Consider the following 16,548-nt stretch of genomic DNA (forward strand, 5'->3'; position numbering starts at 1 on the left):
CTACTTTTCCTCGTAGGCCGATACCAGCGCGTTCACATTAGCGTCGAACAGCGAGATATAGTCGTCGGTGTTGGGCAACATGCCGATGCTGCCGGCGAGTTGCACCACCTTTGCACCGCTTCGCTGCGCCAGCATGTTGGAATGCCGCTCGGGCTGGTTGGCCTCGGCGAGGATGAAGCGTATTTTCTTGTCCTTGATCAGCTTCGTGAGTTGCCCAATGCGGCCAAGCTTCGGCGGCGCGCCGTCGCGCTCGGTGATGAAGTCGACGATGTTCAGGTTGAATCTTCGCGCGAAATAATCCCAGTCATCATGGAAGGCGATGAGCGGCTCGCCCTTGAGCGGTTCAAGCCGCGACGTCCATTCACCGAGCTTCTGATCGAGTCGCGACAGGAACGCCGTGCGATTCTGCTCGTAATAGCGCTTGTTGTCCGGATCGACCTCGGAGAATGTCTTGACGATCGCCGCGGTGATGGCGTCGGCGGTCTTCGGATCGAGCCAGAAATGCAGCGTAGCGGCGCCGCGCTGCGAGCGGCGGTTGCGGGCAGCGAAGCCCGCGCTCACGAGCGTTGGATCGGTGGCCGCGACCGCCGCGGAGGCGTCGACATGACCATTCTCGCCGCGCTCAATGCCGGTTCGGCCGTTTTTCTGCGCCGATCGCATCAGCAGCTTGTCGAACCAGCCGTCGATTGCGGGTCCCGCACGGACCACGACGCGGGCGCCTTTCAACACGGAGGTCTGCTGAAGCCGCGGCGCATAGCGTTCGGGCCGCTCGCCGGGAGGCACCAGGCTTGTCACGATCACGCGCTCGGCCCCCACCACCTTTGCGAGCACGCGCAGATCCCCCGTCGTCGTCACGACGCGCAAGCGGTCCTGCGCGGAGGCTGTGGATACGAATGCGATTATGGCCGCGAGGGCGAGAATCAGTCGTGTCATTTCATTGTCCGTCTGGGTGCGGCATTATAGGTTGTCTGCGCCCGCCAATCCACGCCTTGCCAAAATTTCATCTGAAGGCCGTCTGGCCGTTCTGTCGCCGGAGGTAAGCATGTCCGTCGCGCGCTTTCGTAGCCTCGCAGTAGCATTGACGTTGGCCGGCATGGCGAACCTCCCTCTGTGCGACGCCGCCACAGCCCGGCAGGCGTTTCCCTACGGGTCTGAATTGCGGCTCGAGGCGAAGCCGATGAGGGGCTCCAAACGCGTCCCCTGGCTGCAATTCGCCGAGAACGGCAAGGTGGAGATCGATTTGTGGTGCGCGACCGGGCAGGGCCACGCGGTCGTAGTGGATCGCACCATTACGATCGTTCCGACCGCGCTGCGCAACAACCAGTGCGCGCCGGAACAGCTTGAGGCAGACAAGGCGTTCCTGAGCAAGCTGATGCAGGTCACGGCGTGGCGGTGGGACGGCCACCTGCTGTTGCTCGAGGGCCCGGAAATGCTGCGCTGGCGCCCGGCATCCAATTGAGGCGCATTGCCACTCCTGGATCGCCCGGCGGGCGGCTTGCGGGATCGCCCTGCGGGCGGCTTGCGGCGTTTCTGAACCGTGGAAACTATTTCGTCCAGATTTCCTTGTCCGCGTCCCAGAAATCACCCTTCATTTCCCTGGCGAGCGCGGCCTGGAGATTCTCGCTCCCGGCCGGTTCGGACGCGTCCTCGCCACTATTGTTGGACGCAATCGACAGGCGCGGACCCGTCCCGTCGTCCTGAATTTCGCTCTCGCTCTGGCCAATCCGGATGACCAGCGTGTCCCTCGCGCCGGGCTTCTCGGCGCTGACCACGAACGGAATGCCGATCACTTCGGTCAGGCCAAGGCCCGGGATGGTGACGTCCGGCCGCTTCACGGTGACGGCAAGCTCGCCGGTTACGTCATCCCATTCGATGTCGCCGGGTTTGGCGGACAGCACCTTGGCCGCGGCCGTGGCGATCGCCTTGCCGAGTTTGTCGCGGTCGAGCTTTCCGGAGGCATCACGGAATCCCCCGGACGGAATGCGGATCGCGCGTCCGAGGTCGATGCCGCCGCTTGTCCATCCGGCACGAGCGACCCCGGCAGCGCCTTCGCCTTGGCGATCGTTTCGGCCGCGCGCTCCGGATCGACGTCGACCTGGACGTCGACCGTACCCCGCCGCAATGCCTCGCAGCTCGGCGCGATGCTGTATCCCTGGACCTTTACGTTTTCGGCACGCAATGCTTTCAAAAAGTCGATCAGTCCGGTACGCGCCACCCGAATCCCGAGGGTACCGGGTGTGACCTCGCGGAAATCCGCGGGCGTCTCGACGATGGCTTCTTCCACTGCCGTCTGTTCCTCAAATTCCTTGGCGCTCATGTCGGCAAGGTCATCCGAGGATGACTTCAGGATGCGGTCACCCAGCTTCACGGTGCCTTCGAAGCTGTAGCTGTTGCCGGTCGCCGAACGGACGAGGTCGACGGCCACCGGCAGCCTGCCTTCCTGGGTCTGGCCCGAGCCGATCAGCCGATTGCCCTGCGGCTTCAGCGTCACCACGAAACGGTCGCGCAGCGGCGAGCCGGGAGAGGGGGCGTGGCAAAGGTCGAGTTCGGCAGACACGACCTTGCCCCCCTGCCGCGTCTCCTTCAGGAAGGCATCGGTTTCGATATCGCCCAGCAATCCGTAGACACCGTTGAAATATCGGACGGTCGTCTGCGCGGCGGCGGAAGAGCCGCTGCAGGCCAACGCCAGAACCGCAACCGACAGCAAGCGCATCAATATCTCCCGCGAGCGCAAATCACTGAATGTTATCATGACGCGCAAGTGGGCGCAGAAAAAAGGCGCGGCTCGCGCCGCGCCTTGGTTTCGTGCGGAATCCGGTTCCGCAATCGGTCAGTCGCTGAGCGGGTTCAGAAGCCCATACCGCCGCCGCCGCCCGGCATCGGGGGCGCCGGCTCCTTCGGCAATTCGGCGACCATCGCCTCGGTGGTGATCAGCAGGCCCGCGACCGACGCCGCATCCTGCAGCGCCGTGCGCACCACCTTGACCGGATCGATGATGCCCTTCTCGACGAGGTCGACATAGTCCTCGTTCTGCGCATCGAAGCCGAAGGTCTCGGACTTGTTTTCCATGATCTTGCCGACCACGATGGAGCCTTCGACGCCGGCATTCTCGGCGATTTGACGGATCGGAGCTTCCAGCGCCTTCAGCACGATATTGATGCCGGCCTGGATATCCGAATTCTCGTTGTGAAGCTTGCCGATCGCCTTCTTGGCGCGAAGCAGCGCGGTGCCGCCGCCGGGCACAATGCCTTCCTCGACTGCCGCGCGCGTGGCGTTGAGCGCGTCTTCGACGCGATCCTTCTTCTCCTTCACCTCGATCTCGGTCGCACCGCCGACGCGGATGATCGCAACGCCGCCGGCGAGCTTGGCCAGCCGCTCCTGCAGCTTCTCCTTGTCGTAGTCGGAAGTGGTTTCCTCGATCTGCGCCTTGATCTGGGCGACGCGCGCCTCGATGTCGGCTTTCTTGCCGGCGCCTTTGACGATCGTGGTTTTCTCCTTCTCCATGATCACCTTCTTGGCGCGGCCCAGCATGTTGAGGGTCACGCTTTCCAGCTTCATGCCGAGATCGTCGGAGATCAGCTGGCCGCCGGTGAGGATCGCGATGTCTTCCAGCATCGCCTTGCGACGGTCGCCGAAGCCCGGAGCCTTCACCGCTGCAACCTTCAGGCCGCCACGAAGGCGGTTCACGACGAGGGTCGCGAGCGCTTCACCCTCGACATCCTCTGCGATGATGACCAGCGGACGGCCCGACTGCACCACCGATTCCAGCAGGGGCAGCATCGCCTGCAGGCCGGACAGCTTCTTCTCGTGGAGGAGAATATAGGCGTCCTCCAGTTCTGCGATCATCTTGTCGGCATTGGTGACGAAATAGGGCGACAGGTAACCGCGGTCGAACTGCATGCCCTCGACGATCTCGACCTCGGTGTCGAGCGCCTTGGCTTCCTCGACCGTGATCACGCCCTCGTTGCCGACCTTCTGCATGGCCTGCGCGATCATCTTGCCGATCGCCATATCACCATTGGACGATATGGTTCCGACCTGGGCGACCTCGGCGGAGGAGGCCACCGGCTTGGCGCGTTTCTCGATGTCCTTCACCACGGCGGCAACCGCGAGGTCGACACCACGCTTGAGGTCCATCGGGTTCATGCCGGCCGCGACCGATTTCGCGCCTTCGCGAATGATGGATTGGGCCAGCACGGTAGCCGTCGTGGTGCCGTCGCCCGCCCGGTCGTTGGTCTTGCTGGCAACTTCGCGCACCATCTGCGCGCCCATATTCTCGAACTTGTCCTCAAGCTCGATTTCCTTGGCCACCGTCACGCCGTCCTTGGTGATGCGCGGGGCGCCGAACGACTTGTCGAGTACGACGTTGCGGCCCTTCGGGCCGAGCGTCACCTTCACCGCGTTGGCGAGAATATCGACGCCGCGCAGCATGCGGTCGCGAGCGTCTGTGGAAAATTTTACGTCCTTGGCAGACATGTTGCTTGCTCCAGTCTGTGGATATCCGGAACCTCATCCTGAGGAGCGCCGGAGGCGCGTCTCGAAGGATAAAGGCCATGAATGGGCCTCGCCCTGCGGACGGCCGCTTCGCGGCCTCCTCAGGACGAGGGCCAAAATCAGCCGACCACACCCATGATGTCGGACTCCTTCATGATCAGGAGTTCCTCGCCTTCGAGCTTCACCTCGGTGCCCGACCACTTGCCGAACAGCACGCGGTCGCCGGCCTTCACGTCGATCGGGATGAGCTTGCCGCTCTCGTCACGTCCGCCGGGGCCGACGGCGATCACTTCGCCTTCCTGCGGCTTTTCCTTGGCGGTGTCAGGAATGATGATGCCGCCCTTGGTCTTTTCATCGGCCTGGATGCGGCGCACGACCACACGGTCATGCAGAGGGCGGAATTTGGTCTTTGCCATGTTTTCCTCGCGGGCGGTTGCGCTGCGGCGCTGAAAATTGCTGACTTTGCAGCTACTTGGCACTCGCCTGAAAAGAGTGCCAACGGCCAGCGTGATAGGAGGCGAAAGCCCCCGCTGTCAAGCGCCAAGGCAGCGGCAGTCTGGTCGCGGACACGCATGTCCAAAAACATGCGCTGCGGAGGTCGGTTAAGTCCGGGTTTACGCAAAGCGATCATCTTCGTATCAAGTCTGATAAGATGTTGCGGGGTCGTACGGCGAACCAAACGCTTGCGCCGGAGCGATCTTGACAGCACAGTGACAAAGCGAGGGGGGCCTGGTACCCCGCAAAAATCGAGGTCGAGCCATGTTGTCCGTACGGCTTCGCATGCCGATCCGGTCCGTTTCGGGGCTTGCTGCCGTGCTGGCAGTGGCAGCCTGCGCGGGTCAGGGAACATCACCGACAGCCACGACGCCGCTGGCGGCGGAGATTCCCCCGGCCATCAAGCCGCAGGAAATTACCGGCCGTTGGGGCCTCGCCGCCTTCCACAATCCGCAGGACCTCAAGCGCACCGAAGCCGCGGCCCGCAATGGTTGCCGGCAGCCCTACAATATCGGCATGGGGCCAAGCGGCGGCGTGATCATGCACATGCCCGACAAGGCACAGCCGGAGGAATTGCGGCTGAAGGGCGCGCCCGGCAACAAGACCTATATCGGCCCGGCCGGAGAGCCGGCCGGTGGCATGCAGGATCGGGAAATCACGTCGTTCGACGGCCGCACGATGACGGTGCGCTTCCTCGACCCGGAAGTCTCCGGCCGCTATGGTACGCAAGTCTACGTGCGGTGCGCGCCGCGGGCGTGAGCGTGAATCCGGGGGCCGCAGCTTCCGAACCATGTGACACTCCGTAAGCTCATTCTCGGTCCTTGGCGCGCCGTACTGGTCCTCGGCGTTACGCAGATTCTTGCCTGGGGCATCCTGTTCTATCCGCCGGTCCTGATGATGCCGTTGATCGCCGCCGAACGCGGCTGGTCGCTGTCCTTCGCGATGGCCGGGTTCTCGCTTGCGCTTTTGGTCGCCGGATTCGTCGCCCCGACAATCGGCGGTCTCATCGATCGCCATGGCGGCCACGTCGTGATGGCGGTCGGATCGCTGATCGGAGCCTGCGGCATCGCATTGCTGCCCTTTGCCGCGCATCCCGCTGCCTATCTTGCGGTATGGACTATTCTCGGGATCGCGATCGCCGGCAATCTCTACGACCCGGCCTTCGCTACACTCGGGCGCATTTTCGGCACGGCCGCGCGAAAGCCGATCACTTACCTTACGCTCGCCGGCGGTTTTGCGTCGACGGTCAGCTGGCCGGCGACCCAGGTCTCGCTCACCTTCACCGACTGGCGGGGAACTTACCTCTTCTTCGCAGCAATTCTGCTTCTCGTCGCGGCGCCCCTGCATGCCTTCGCGCTGCCGCGGACCAGAGCCGATCCGCCTCCTGCGGTCGAAGGCACTGTGACGATCGTGCCGGCCGTCGTGCCTGCGCGCGGGATGATCTTCTTTCTGGTCGCCGCAGCGTTTGCGACCTATGCCTTCATCCCGTCGGGGCTCGCCGCGCATCTGATCGCGATGTTCGGCCGCGCCGGGATTGATCCGGCCGTTGCTGTCACCATCGGCGCCCTGTTCGGCCCGTCGCAAGTGGCGGCCCGGGTCTGCGAACTGGCATTCGGCGGGCGCGCCCATCCGCTCAATCTCGCCCGGTTTTCGGTCGCGCTGATGCTTTCGGGTTTTGCGCTGCTCGCGCTGTTCGGCTTCACGCTGCCGGCGGCGATTGCGTTTGCGATCCTGTTCGGGGCGGCGAACGGTCTGCTCACCATCGCGCGGGGCGCGGTGCCGCTCGCGCTGTTCGGGGCCGATGGATATGGTCGCGTTCTGGGCCGGATCGCAAAGCCGTATCAGGTCACGCAGGCAATCGCGCCGCTTGCCCTCGCTTTCGTGGTCGAGCGTGGCGGCGACGCGCCAGCTTTGGCGGTGACTGCCGCATTCGGTGTGGTGTCATTGATCTGTCTCGCCGCGATCCGGCGGCCGAAATCCTGATCGCACCGGCGACAGCCGTTCACGCCTGCAATTTATCCAGTGTGATCGGCAATTCGCGCACGCGCCTGCCGGTCGCGTGATGGACCGCGTTGGCCACCGCTGCCGCAACGCCGACGATGCCGATCTCGCCCAGTCCCTTGAGGCCAAGCGGATTGCTGTCGTCTGGTTCGTCCACGAAGATGACCTTGATGTCGTGAATGTCGGCATGCACCGGCACGGCGTATTCGGCGAGGTTGGCGTTCATGATGCGGCCGATCCGGTGATCGACGTGGGTTTCCTCATGCAACGCCATGCCGATTCCCCAGACCACGCTGCCGAGGATCTGATTGCCTCCGGTCTTGGGGTTCAGGATGCGCCCCGCCGCAACCGCGCAGACGGCGCGGGTGACGCGTATGACGCCCAGTTGCTCGTCGATCTTGACCTCGACGAAATGCGCCGCGTGGGTGTTGTTCGCGCGGGAATGGTCGCCGCTCGGCTCGGTGGTTTTCTCCCGCTCGATGCGGTCCACCGCGCCCCGCCGCATCGCATCGGCGATCGACACGCTGCGCGCTGCGTCGCGCCTGCTGACCAGCTTGCCGTCGGCGAGCGTCACGTCGTCAGCCGCGGCATCTGCGAGCGGCGAGTTCGGCATCTGCTTGGCCATGCGCAGCAATTCATCGCGGATCGCGGAGGCGGTGGTCACGATGCCGTTCGACACCGAGGTCGCGATCCATGATCCGCCTTCGACCGGCGATTGCGGCAGGATGGAATCGCCGAGCTTGATGCTGATGTTCTCGATGGGCAGCCCGAGCATGTCGGCCGCGACCTGCGCCATGATGGTGTAGGTGCCGGTGCCGATGTCGGAGGTCGCGCACGCGACCTCGGCATGGCCGTTGGCGGTGAGCGCAATGCGCACCGTGATCGGAACCTGCAGCGCCTCCCAGATGCCGGTCGCCATGCCCCAGCCGACCAGATCGCTTCCGTCGCGCATCGCGCGCGGCTGCGGATTGCGCTTGCTCCAGCCGAACGCCTCGGCGCCCTGGCGGTAGCATTCACGCAGCGCCTTGCTGCCGAACGGCTTGTCCTCGTTCTGGTCGCGGTCCGAATAGCATCGCAGGCGAAGCTCCATCGGGTCGAGCTTGAGCTGGATCGCCAGCTCGTCCATCGCGGATTCGAGCGCGAAAAGCGCGGTGGTGGCGCTGGGCGCGCGCATGTCCGAGGAGGTCGGAAGATCAAGCCTGGCGAGACGGTGTGCGTACTTGGCATTGGGCGACTTGTAGAGCAGCCCGGACCAGCCGGTCTCCTGCCGGTGGAACTCCTCGTATTGCGAGGTGATGGTCACAGCGTCATGTGCAATCGCGTCCAGCGTTCCACCGGCAGTGGCGCCGATCGCGATCCTCTGGACCATCGCCGGCCGGTGGCCGAGTGCGTATGTCTGCGGACGCGTCAGGACGAGGCGCACCGAGCGCTGCAGTGCCTTCGCCGCCAGCACTGCGAGCACCACCTGGAATTGCGGACGCAGCCCCGAACCGAAGCCGCCGCCCATGAACGGCGACATCACGCGCACGTCCTCGGGCTTCATGTTGAAGACGCCGCACAGATATTTCTGGACGTTCTGCACCCCTTGCGTCTTGTCATACACCGTGAGCCTGCCGCCCGGCTCGAACAGGACCGTCGAGGCATAGAGCTCCATCGGGTTGTGATGCTCGATCGGCGTGTAATATTCCGCCTCATGGCGGATAGCGGCCGCGGCCAGCGCTTCGTCCGGCTTGCCCCGGGTTTTCGGCGGAGCCATGGGGCCTTCCTTCGTCTTGACCGGCTCTGCGCTGTCGCGCTCCCGAAAGATGTCCGTGACGAACTTTTCGGTGGCGTATTCGACTTTCACCAGTGACGCCGCATGGCGCGCGATCTCCGATGTTTCGGCCACGACCAGCGCGACCGGCTGGCCGTTGAACATAATCTTGCTGTCGTAGAGCGGCCGGTAGGGCGATCCGTCTTCCGGTGCCACGTCGTCCTTGTAGGCCGCATCCTGGTCCGCCATGGCCGGGCGATTTTCGTGCGTCAGCACGGCGAGTACGCCTTCGATCGCTTTTGCGGCGCTGTCATCGATGCGGGTGATGCGGCCCTTGGTGACCGTCGATGTGACCAGGCTCGCATGCGCCAGGCCGGGCGTATTGAACTCTGCGGCATATTTCGCAGCGCCGGTGACCTTGGCGATGCCGTCGACGCGGGATGTTGCTGTGCCGATATAGGGTGCCATGGCCATGCTCACGCGATCTTCTTGCTGGACTGTGACTGTGGGGTTCCGCGCGCCGCCTGCGACAGCGCGCGGATGATGGTGCGGCGCGCCAGCTCGATCTTGAAGGTGTTGCCGCCGAAGCCTTTCGCCTCGCGCAGCACGATATCGGCCGCTTGCGCGAACGTGGCCTCGTTTGCCGGCTTGCCGCGCAGCGCGGCTTCCGCCTCCGGCTTCCGCCACGGCTTGTGAGCGACGCCGCCGAGCGCGAACCGCGCCTCCCGAATGCTGCCGCCCTCCAGTTCGAGGCCGGCCGCGACGGAGACGAGCGCGAAAGCGTAGGACAACCGGTCGCGGATCTTCAGATAGGTATAGTTGGACGCGAATCCGCGCGCCGGGAGTTCGATCGCGGTTATCAGCTCATCGGCGGCGAGGTTGGTTTCACGCTGCGGCGTGTCGCCCGGCAGGCGGTGAAAGTCCAAGAGCGCAATTTTGCGTTCGCCACGCGGGCCGGCCACGTGGATGTCCGCCTCCAGCACAGCGAGCGCCACGCACATGTCCGACGGATGCACCGCGATACAGGCGTCGCTGGTTCCGAGGATCGCGTTCATGCGGTTGAGCCCGCCGATGGCCGAGCAGCCTGCGCCCGGGTCGCGTTTGTTGCAGGGCGTCGCGATGTCATAAAAATAGGCGCACCGTGTGCGCTGAAGCGGATTGCCGCCCACCGTGGCCATGTTGCGCAGCTGCTGCGATGCGCCGGCGAGCAGCGCGCTCGACAGCATCGGATAGCGCCGCTCCACCACCGGGTGATAGGAGAGGTCGGAGTTGCGCACCAGCGCGCCGATGCGCAAGCCGCCCTCTGCTGTTTCCTCGACCTTGTCGAGTGGAAGCCTCGTCACGTCGATCAGCTTTGTCGGCTTTTCAACGTCCATCTTCATCAGGTCGACAAGGTTGGTTCCGCCGGCAACGAATTTGGCGCCGGGGGCTGCGGCGATCTGCGCCACCGCATCGGCGACGTTTTTCGCGCGCGCATATTCGAAGCCGATCATGACTGCCCCATCGCCTGCTGGATGGCCGCAACAATGTTGGGATAGGCGCCGCAGCGGCAGATGTTGCCGCTCATCAATTCGCGAATCTGCTCGGGTGTCCTGGCCTTGCCTTCGGCGATCAGCCCGGCCGCCGAACAGATCTGGCCGGGTGTGCAATAACCGCACTGAAATGCATCGTGATCGATGAAGGCCTGCTGCAGGGGATGCAACGTGCCATCCTTGGCCAGACCCTCCACCGTGGTGATGCTGGTGCCGTCCTGCATGACCGCAAGCGTCAGGCACGAGACCACGCGGCGACCATCGATCAGGACGGTGCAGGCCCCGCATTGGCCCTGATCGCATCCCTTCTTCGATCCGGTCAGATCGAGTTGCTCGCGCAGGACATCAAGCAGCGTCGATCGCGGATCGAGGCTGAGCGCGTGGGAGGTCCCGTTGACGGTGAACTTCACGGGAACGCCGGATGAGGAGGCTTTTTCCGCCGCGGTCCGAGCCGGGGCCGCGCCGGGCGGCAGTGTGAGGGCGATCGGGACAGCTGCCCCGGATGCGACGACCTCGCGGCGGGTCGGATGATGGGCACGAGCCGTCGCCCGTGACGTGTCCTGTGGCATCGAGAACTCCAAGCGAGACAAGTGCTGCGGTCGATCAGACCCGGGATTCGCGGGCTGCCGCGCGTACAGTCAAAACGATGGAACTAGAATAGTTTCAGAGAAAAAAGACGAAACGCTTTTATTCGCGCAAATGTTTCTACGTTGCTGCAAATGTCTTCCCGTTGCTGCAAATACTCCGGGAATTCTCGCAAGAATATTGGGCAGCGGGTCCTCGGCAGGCCCTGACGCCCCGCCCGTCATTTGCGCAGTTCCGGCACCTCATTCAGCGCGTAGAACGCAACCGGCTCGAGCCGTCCTTTCACCGGCGCATGGTGCAGCGTTTCGCCTGGGAGCGCGATGCCTGCGGCCTGCGCCGCGGCCTGCGACAGGATCAGCGCGCAATTGTGGTCCTTGGTCAGTCCCTCGAGCCGCGCGGTCGTGTTTACCGTGTCACCGATGGCGGTAACGATCTGCGAACGCGGGGGACCCATCGCGCCAACGATGGCCTCGCCGAAATGGATGCCGATGCCGATCCGTAACGGCTCTTTCAGATCGGCCTTGAGCCGCGCATTCACCTTGTCGAGACGCAAAAGCATCTGCTGTGCGCCGCGCAGCGCCTGCATCGCGCTCGCCTTCGGATCGGCACTGTCGAGGCCGTAGATCGCCATCAATCCATCGCCGGTGAAGTTCGAATAGTGACCGCCGGTGCCTGCCAGCGCCTTGCTCATTTCGTCGAAGAACTGATTGAGGATGAACAGCACATCATACGGCATGCGAGCTTCGCCGAGGGTGGTGGAGCCGCGCAGGTCGATGAACACGACCGTGACCTGGCGCTCGCTGCCTTCCATGCCGGCACGCATGAGCCCATGCGCGGCGCTGGCATCGGCGGTCAGCAGCGGCACCACGGAAATGTCGGCCATCGGGCGGAGCTGGCAGGCGAGCCGCACGCCTTCCGAGGCGCCGATGCGCGACAATGCCGCGGCTTCCAGCCCGACCGGCTCCGGCAAGGTGGCAAGTCCGTTGACGACGCGGATGCGGCAGGTCGTGCATCGGGCGCGGCCGCCGCAGACCGAAGCGTGCGGCACGCCATTGGCACGCAGCGTTTCGAGCACGGTCGCGCCCGGGAGGATTCGCAAGCTGCGCCCGCTCACGTGATTGAGCCGGGGACGCCGATGGATACGGTGAAAAAAGCCGCGAATGAATCGCGCTGCGAATGGCAGGACAACGAGTCCCGCATAGCAGGCCAGCGAGATTTCGACGACACGCCAGCCCCGCGCGCCAACCTGGGCCGAGAAATTGGCTTCGCGGATCACGGTCTGGATGAAGTCGGGGTCCTGGGCCTCCCGCAGGATCTGGTTGCCGCCGGCGACGTAACCGGCAAGCGCAAGGGCTGGAATCAGGATGGCCATCGTACCGAATGCCGGCAGCCATTGCGCATACCATTGCCTGGTGCGCAGCCAGAAATGCAGGCCGATGCAGCCATGAATCCACACGGTCAGGACCGCGGCGAATTGCAGCGTCACCAGCCATGGCGCACCGAGCCATGGCGCGCTGAGCCAGTGCGCGGCAAGCACCGAAAGGTAGCTGTTTTCGGTCCCGAAGAACTGGTCGGACACCCTGGTCCCGACCACGTGAATGATAATCAGCGGCGGTATCGCGAGCCCGAGCACGAGCTGCGCGACTTCCCACATGGGCATGCGCAGATAGCGGCGGATATAGATCGACCACAACGCGTTGAGGACGTGAAACGCAAAGGCTGCGATGAGCAGCATCGTCCCCGCACCGGTCAACCAGAAGCCCATCAGCAGGTGAAACGCCTCCTCCGCCAGCGGCACGGAAACGATCAGGAAAATATGGCTGGTGAAATGGCAGAGCACGAATGTCATCAGCACAAGCCCGCTGATGAGGCGCGCATAGGAGCGAAACAGACGCCCCAGCCCGGCAAGGCGCGGGACGAGGGCGCCGTCTTGCGCCACGACGGGATCGGATAATGACGGAGCGGACATGCGTAAGGACGCCGGATCGGAAACAGGGGTCGTCTATACCACCCGCCGCGTCACTTGTGTTGACTTGTGGCAGGGACGCGCCGGATCGGGAGATTGCGTTGCGTGGCCGGCCATCGGCGGCAAGGTCGGCCGCTCGCAAAGGAAGGCGGGGCCGGTGGCTAATGGAACAGCTTGTCGATTTCTTCCTGGGTCGAATGCCCGCAATCGCCGTCGAGCTTCGGCCCGTTGAGCAGGCCATCAAGATTGCCGGCCGCAGATTGCGCGGCTTCCACATTGAAGCGTTCGATCACGCTCCAGATTTCCATCATGCGCGCGAGATGCTCCTCGACCAGCTTGAGCATGTCCGCGACCTTGGTGATGCGCTGCCCGGTAAGGTCGTGGAAGTTGCAGGCTTCGAAAATCGAGGTGACCTGGTCCTGGATGTCCTGCGCCAGCCCCTGCTCATGGCCGCCCTTCAGCAGGCCCGCGAGTGCATGCGCATTCTGGTCGATCTCCTCGGCAGCTTTCAGGATGCGATCGGTGGCGCCCGAGGTGTCGTCGAACACCGCCTCCAGCTCCTTGGTCACGCGGGCGACGCGCGCGGAATCGAAGCCCTGATCCTGAAGCGACACGATCTCGGAACGGGTCTGCTTGATGGCGCCGCCGATCACGTCGAGTTCGATCTTGAGCCGGCGCACTTCCTGCGAGGGGCCGTCGCCGCTCGCACGCGGCTCGCGGCCGCCCGGCATGCGCTGCTCCATGAGCGCGCGCAGGGCGCGCAGTTCGGCGATCACGTCGGATGGGAATATCGGTCCGTCGGGCGCGAGCGCGTCGTGCGGCTCGGGCTCGGCATGCATCGATTCCTCGATCCGGAAAATCTTGCGCTGCGCGGGCATGCTTGTCCCCCGCCGATATCGATAACAGGGCAGGGCTTAATGGGCGGTTTCATGTGCGGTCAGCAAAGCGTTAACCACGACGCTTCACTCAAAATAAACGCTAACTGCAGGTAAAGGCCGATCCATCGTGGTTAGCGCGGCGTTGTCGCGCGGCTGTTTACCATTCGCATCGATTTTTCCCGTGTAGTCGCTCGCATCTGCGGCGTCGCGTATTGGCGCCGATGTCGAAGTCCGATGTCGAACAAGTGCGAGTAGCGTCGATGAAGCGTTCTGGTCTTTTCCTTGCCGCAGCCTTGTCCGCTCTGGCCGGTGCTGCGCTCATTCCAACGCCGGTCCATGCGCAAGGTCAGCCGAATATGGGCGGCGGGTTCATCGAGTTTCTGTTCAGCGGCGGCCAGGCCGGCGCGCAGCCCCATTCCCGCCGGCAGCCGGCCTATCCCGGTGCCGCGGTGCAGGGCGATCGGGTGCCCGGATATTTTCAGCCCGGAATGTATCAGGATCCGAACGGCACACCGCCCCTGGTCTATCGCGGGCCGGATCAGGGCATGCAGCGCGCCTTCGATCCACGTTTCGCCAAGCAGGTCGTGCAATATTCCGGCAAGGAAAAGCCGGGCACAATCGTCGTCGATACGCCGCAGCGCTTCCTCTATCTGGTTCAGGATAACGGCACCGCGCTGCGTTATGGCATTGGCGTCGGACGTCCGGGCTTCACCTGGGCCGGCGTGAAGTCGGTCACGCGCAAGGCGGAATGGCCGGACTGGGTGCCCCCGAAGGAAATGCTCGCCCGCCGTCCGGAACTGCCGCGTCACATGGCTGGCGGCCCAGACAACCCCCTCGGCGCGCGCGCCCTCTATCTCGGTTCCTCGCTCTATCGCATCCACGGCTCCAATGAGCCCTGGACCATCGGCCAGGCGGTGTCTTCGGGCTGCATCCGCATGCGCAATGAGGATGTGACCGATCTCTATGAGCGCGTGAAAGTCGGCACCAGGGTTGTTGTGATCTGATCGCGAATGCGGCGATCAGCGGGCCGTGCCTTCGCCTGTCGTGAGGGCCCCCAGCCTGCGGACAGGCGTTGGCCGGCCCGGCCATCGGAAGGCCCGCCTGAAAGAGCGGGCCTTCTGCTTCGTGGGATGCGGCTTGCGTTTCAGAGGAAATCGGTATCGTAGTCCAGGTCGAAACCGTCTTCTTCCGGCAGCATGGCGCCTTCGTCGATCGGCTCGTGCGCGGGCTGATACGCATTCGCCCGTTCGCTCTCGCCGGACCGCCCGACGCTGTCGATGCCGGCCTGCTGCGCGAGATTGCCGTCGCCAGAGGCTGCATCGCCCCAGGGATTGGATGAAGCGCCGGAGGCCTCCTTGCCCGAAACGTCGCCGAGTCCTTGCGTTCCAAGTCCTTGCGCTTCGAGTCCCTGTGCTTTGGCCTGATCGCCGCCGAACGCGCCCTTCAACGAGTTCATCAGCATGGAGCCACCAATCACACCGACGGCTGCCGCTGCCGCTGTCCCGAGGAACGAGCCGCCGCCGCTGCGCGCGGGCTCGGCCGCTTGCGGGGAAGCGCCGCCCTGCGGCTGATAGGGATCACGCCCGCGCTGGAAACCCGGCGGCACGCCCATCGGCCGCTCGCCGCCGACAGGCGGGACCGAACTGCGCGTGTTGTTGCCGCCGAACAGCGTGTCGCGCATGGACTCGAGAAAGCCTCCGCTCTCCTGCTGCGGCGCGTCGACGGATTGCAGTTCGGTGATGCGTTCGTTGGCCTGACGCAACGCCTCTTCCTGCAAGAGCACGGTCTGCACCAGCGCGTAGGTCGCGTTCGGCGCCCTGCGCAGGCCGGCCTGTATGACCTGCTCGGCGTCCGGTTCGCGCGGGTTGCGTTCGAGAGTCGCAAGCCGTTCGAACAGATTTTCGACCAGTCTGCGTTCCTGCGGTGTCATGAAGTCCTCCTCCGGTCCCGCATCGGCGGGCGCGCAAGATGTAGGAAGCCGGCGGGCCGCCGGGGAGATGTCACGACAACGTGACGCGCTGCGCCTTTAGCAGGTCCGGGAACTCGTCGGACGCGAAGAAGGCGTATTCCCGCTCGCGCAAATTCGTGAGCGGGTCCAGCGCCTTGAGCGTGTCGTCGACGAATCCGGGATGGCACATGACGACACTCCCCGCCGGAAGTTCGTTCAGGAAGCCCGGGAAGAGTGCGGCAAAATCCGGATCGGAGCCGAAATCGTAGGCGCCGGCAAAAGCAGGGTTGACCGCGATGCCGGCTGCGGCCGCGCGCTTGCGAAAGCCCTTGCTCATCATGTCGAGCAGCATGCCCTTGCGATCGGAGACGCGCGCTGCCAGCGGTGTGACCCGCCCGCACTGCCGCATCCACGCGCCAGGCAGCATTTCGCGCATCACCGACAGCGCTGCGTCGCGGATCTGTGGAAAGATCTGCACGTGCTGATGGCCGTCCACATAGTCCGGCAGACATCCGAACAGCGTGGAGAATGCGGCGACCTGCGTCCGCAATTCATGAGCGACGCGGTCGCGGTCGAGACGCGCGACCAGCGCGCTGCCGAGCGTGGCCGGTAGCGTCAGGAAGGCATCGTTCCTCAGCGGGGAATACGCCTCGCTCAGCGGACGGAACGGCGCGGTGAGCGTGAAGTGCAGTCCGATCTGCAGATGCGGCGCGGCGCGTTTCAGTCCGGCAAGCGCCGCGGCTTCGGATGCCGTTAGGGACGGCGCCACCACCATTGCCGAGGTGGCATTCAGGCGTTTGCGGGCGACGAGATCGCGGATCGCTTCGCTTACGGCGGGCGAGATGCCGTAATCGTCCGCGCACAGGACGATGCGCCGCAGCGGTTGAGTCGACATT

The 16,548-nt window shown here is 64.5% G+C and carries 16 protein-coding genes; 4 read left to right on the forward strand and 12 right to left on the reverse strand.

Annotation, left to right across the window (positions count from 1 at the left end; translation table 11 throughout):
- Positions 1-933, reverse strand: coding sequence for a metal ABC transporter substrate-binding protein (locus AB7F49_RS06900; protein ID WP_428521096.1), 933 nt, complete (start codon positions 931-933; stop codon positions 1-3).
- Positions 934-1,042: 109 nt separating this feature from the next.
- On the opposite strand from AB7F49_RS06900, the gene AB7F49_RS06905 reads away from it, so the two are divergent.
- On the forward strand, positions 1,043-1,459 hold the full coding sequence (locus AB7F49_RS06905) for an META domain-containing protein (RefSeq protein WP_428521097.1): 417 nt from the start codon (positions 1,043-1,045) through the stop codon (positions 1,457-1,459).
- Between the two features lie 85 nt (positions 1,460-1,544).
- On the opposite strand, the gene AB7F49_RS06910 is transcribed toward AB7F49_RS06905, so the two are convergent.
- From AB7F49_RS06910 to groES, 4 genes are all read right to left on the reverse strand, one after another.
- Entirely contained in the window at positions 1,545-1,898 is a 354-nt protein-coding gene (locus AB7F49_RS06910) for a hypothetical protein (RefSeq protein WP_428521098.1), read from the reverse strand.
- On the reverse strand, positions 1,856-2,713 hold the full coding sequence (locus AB7F49_RS06915) for a hypothetical protein (RefSeq protein WP_428521099.1): 858 nt from the start codon (positions 2,711-2,713) through the stop codon (positions 1,856-1,858). The genes AB7F49_RS06910 and AB7F49_RS06915 overlap by 43 nt, the downstream gene beginning before the upstream one ends.
- Positions 2,714-2,847: 134 nt before the next feature.
- Positions 2,848-4,476, reverse strand: coding sequence for a chaperonin GroEL (gene groL, locus AB7F49_RS06920; RefSeq protein WP_428521100.1), 1,629 nt, complete (start codon positions 4,474-4,476; stop codon positions 2,848-2,850).
- Between the two features lie 137 nt (positions 4,477-4,613).
- Positions 4,614-4,910, reverse strand: a complete 297-nt coding sequence (gene groES, locus AB7F49_RS06925; protein WP_428521101.1) for a co-chaperone GroES — start codon at positions 4,908-4,910, stop codon at positions 4,614-4,616.
- A gap of 343 nt (positions 4,911-5,253) precedes the next feature.
- Here groES and AB7F49_RS06930 point away from each other — a divergent pair, with 343 nt between their 5' ends.
- Both AB7F49_RS06930 and AB7F49_RS06935 read left to right on the forward strand, forming a co-directional pair.
- Complete coding sequence (locus tag AB7F49_RS06930) at positions 5,254-5,748, forward strand: hypothetical protein (RefSeq protein WP_428521102.1); 495 nt, start codon at positions 5,254-5,256, stop codon at positions 5,746-5,748.
- Positions 5,749-5,781: 33 nt separating this feature from the next.
- Positions 5,782-6,972, forward strand: coding sequence for an MFS transporter (locus tag AB7F49_RS06935; protein ID WP_428521103.1), 1,191 nt, complete (start codon positions 5,782-5,784; stop codon positions 6,970-6,972).
- 19 nt (positions 6,973-6,991) lie between these two features.
- Here the strand turns inward: AB7F49_RS06935 and AB7F49_RS06940 are convergent, their stop codons facing one another.
- From AB7F49_RS06940 to AB7F49_RS06960, 5 genes are all read right to left on the reverse strand, one after another.
- Complete coding sequence (locus AB7F49_RS06940) at positions 6,992-9,211, reverse strand: xanthine dehydrogenase family protein molybdopterin-binding subunit (RefSeq protein ID WP_428521104.1); 2,220 nt, start codon at positions 9,209-9,211, stop codon at positions 6,992-6,994.
- A gap of 8 nt (positions 9,212-9,219) precedes the next feature.
- Positions 9,220-10,236: an FAD binding domain-containing protein gene (locus AB7F49_RS06945; RefSeq protein ID WP_428521105.1), complete on the reverse strand. Its 1,017-nt coding sequence runs from the start codon at positions 10,234-10,236 to the stop codon at positions 9,220-9,222.
- Complete coding sequence (locus AB7F49_RS06950; protein WP_428521106.1) at positions 10,233-10,844, reverse strand: (2Fe-2S)-binding protein; 612 nt, start codon at positions 10,842-10,844, stop codon at positions 10,233-10,235. The genes AB7F49_RS06945 and AB7F49_RS06950 overlap by 4 nt, the downstream gene beginning before the upstream one ends.
- Positions 10,845-11,080: 236 nt before the next feature.
- Entirely contained in the window at positions 11,081-12,829 is a 1,749-nt protein-coding gene (locus AB7F49_RS06955; RefSeq protein WP_428521107.1) for an adenylate/guanylate cyclase domain-containing protein, read from the reverse strand.
- Between the two features lie 158 nt (positions 12,830-12,987).
- A complete protein-coding gene (locus AB7F49_RS06960; protein WP_428521108.1) occupies positions 12,988-13,704 on the reverse strand; it encodes a protein phosphatase CheZ in 717 nt (238 codons plus the stop codon).
- Positions 13,705-13,964: 260 nt separating this feature from the next.
- Between AB7F49_RS06960 and AB7F49_RS06965 the strand changes: the two genes are divergently transcribed.
- A complete protein-coding gene (locus AB7F49_RS06965; RefSeq protein ID WP_428521109.1) occupies positions 13,965-14,708 on the forward strand; it encodes a L,D-transpeptidase in 744 nt (247 codons plus the stop codon).
- A 140-nt stretch (positions 14,709-14,848) separates the two neighbouring features.
- Here AB7F49_RS06965 and AB7F49_RS06970 read toward each other — a convergent pair whose 3' ends face one another.
- Positions 14,849-15,634 (reverse strand): DUF2076 domain-containing protein, encoded by a 786-nt coding sequence (locus tag AB7F49_RS06970; RefSeq protein ID WP_428521110.1) that lies wholly within the window; start codon positions 15,632-15,634, stop codon positions 14,849-14,851.
- A gap of 70 nt (positions 15,635-15,704) precedes the next feature.
- Complete coding sequence (locus AB7F49_RS06975; RefSeq protein ID WP_428521111.1) at positions 15,705-16,547, reverse strand: ChbG/HpnK family deacetylase; 843 nt, start codon at positions 16,545-16,547, stop codon at positions 15,705-15,707.
- Between the last annotated feature and the right edge of the window lies 1 nt (position 16,548).

It is taken from the genome of Pseudorhodoplanes sp., assembly GCF_050250235.1.
Lineage (GTDB): Bacteria > Pseudomonadota > Alphaproteobacteria > Rhizobiales > Xanthobacteraceae > Pseudorhodoplanes.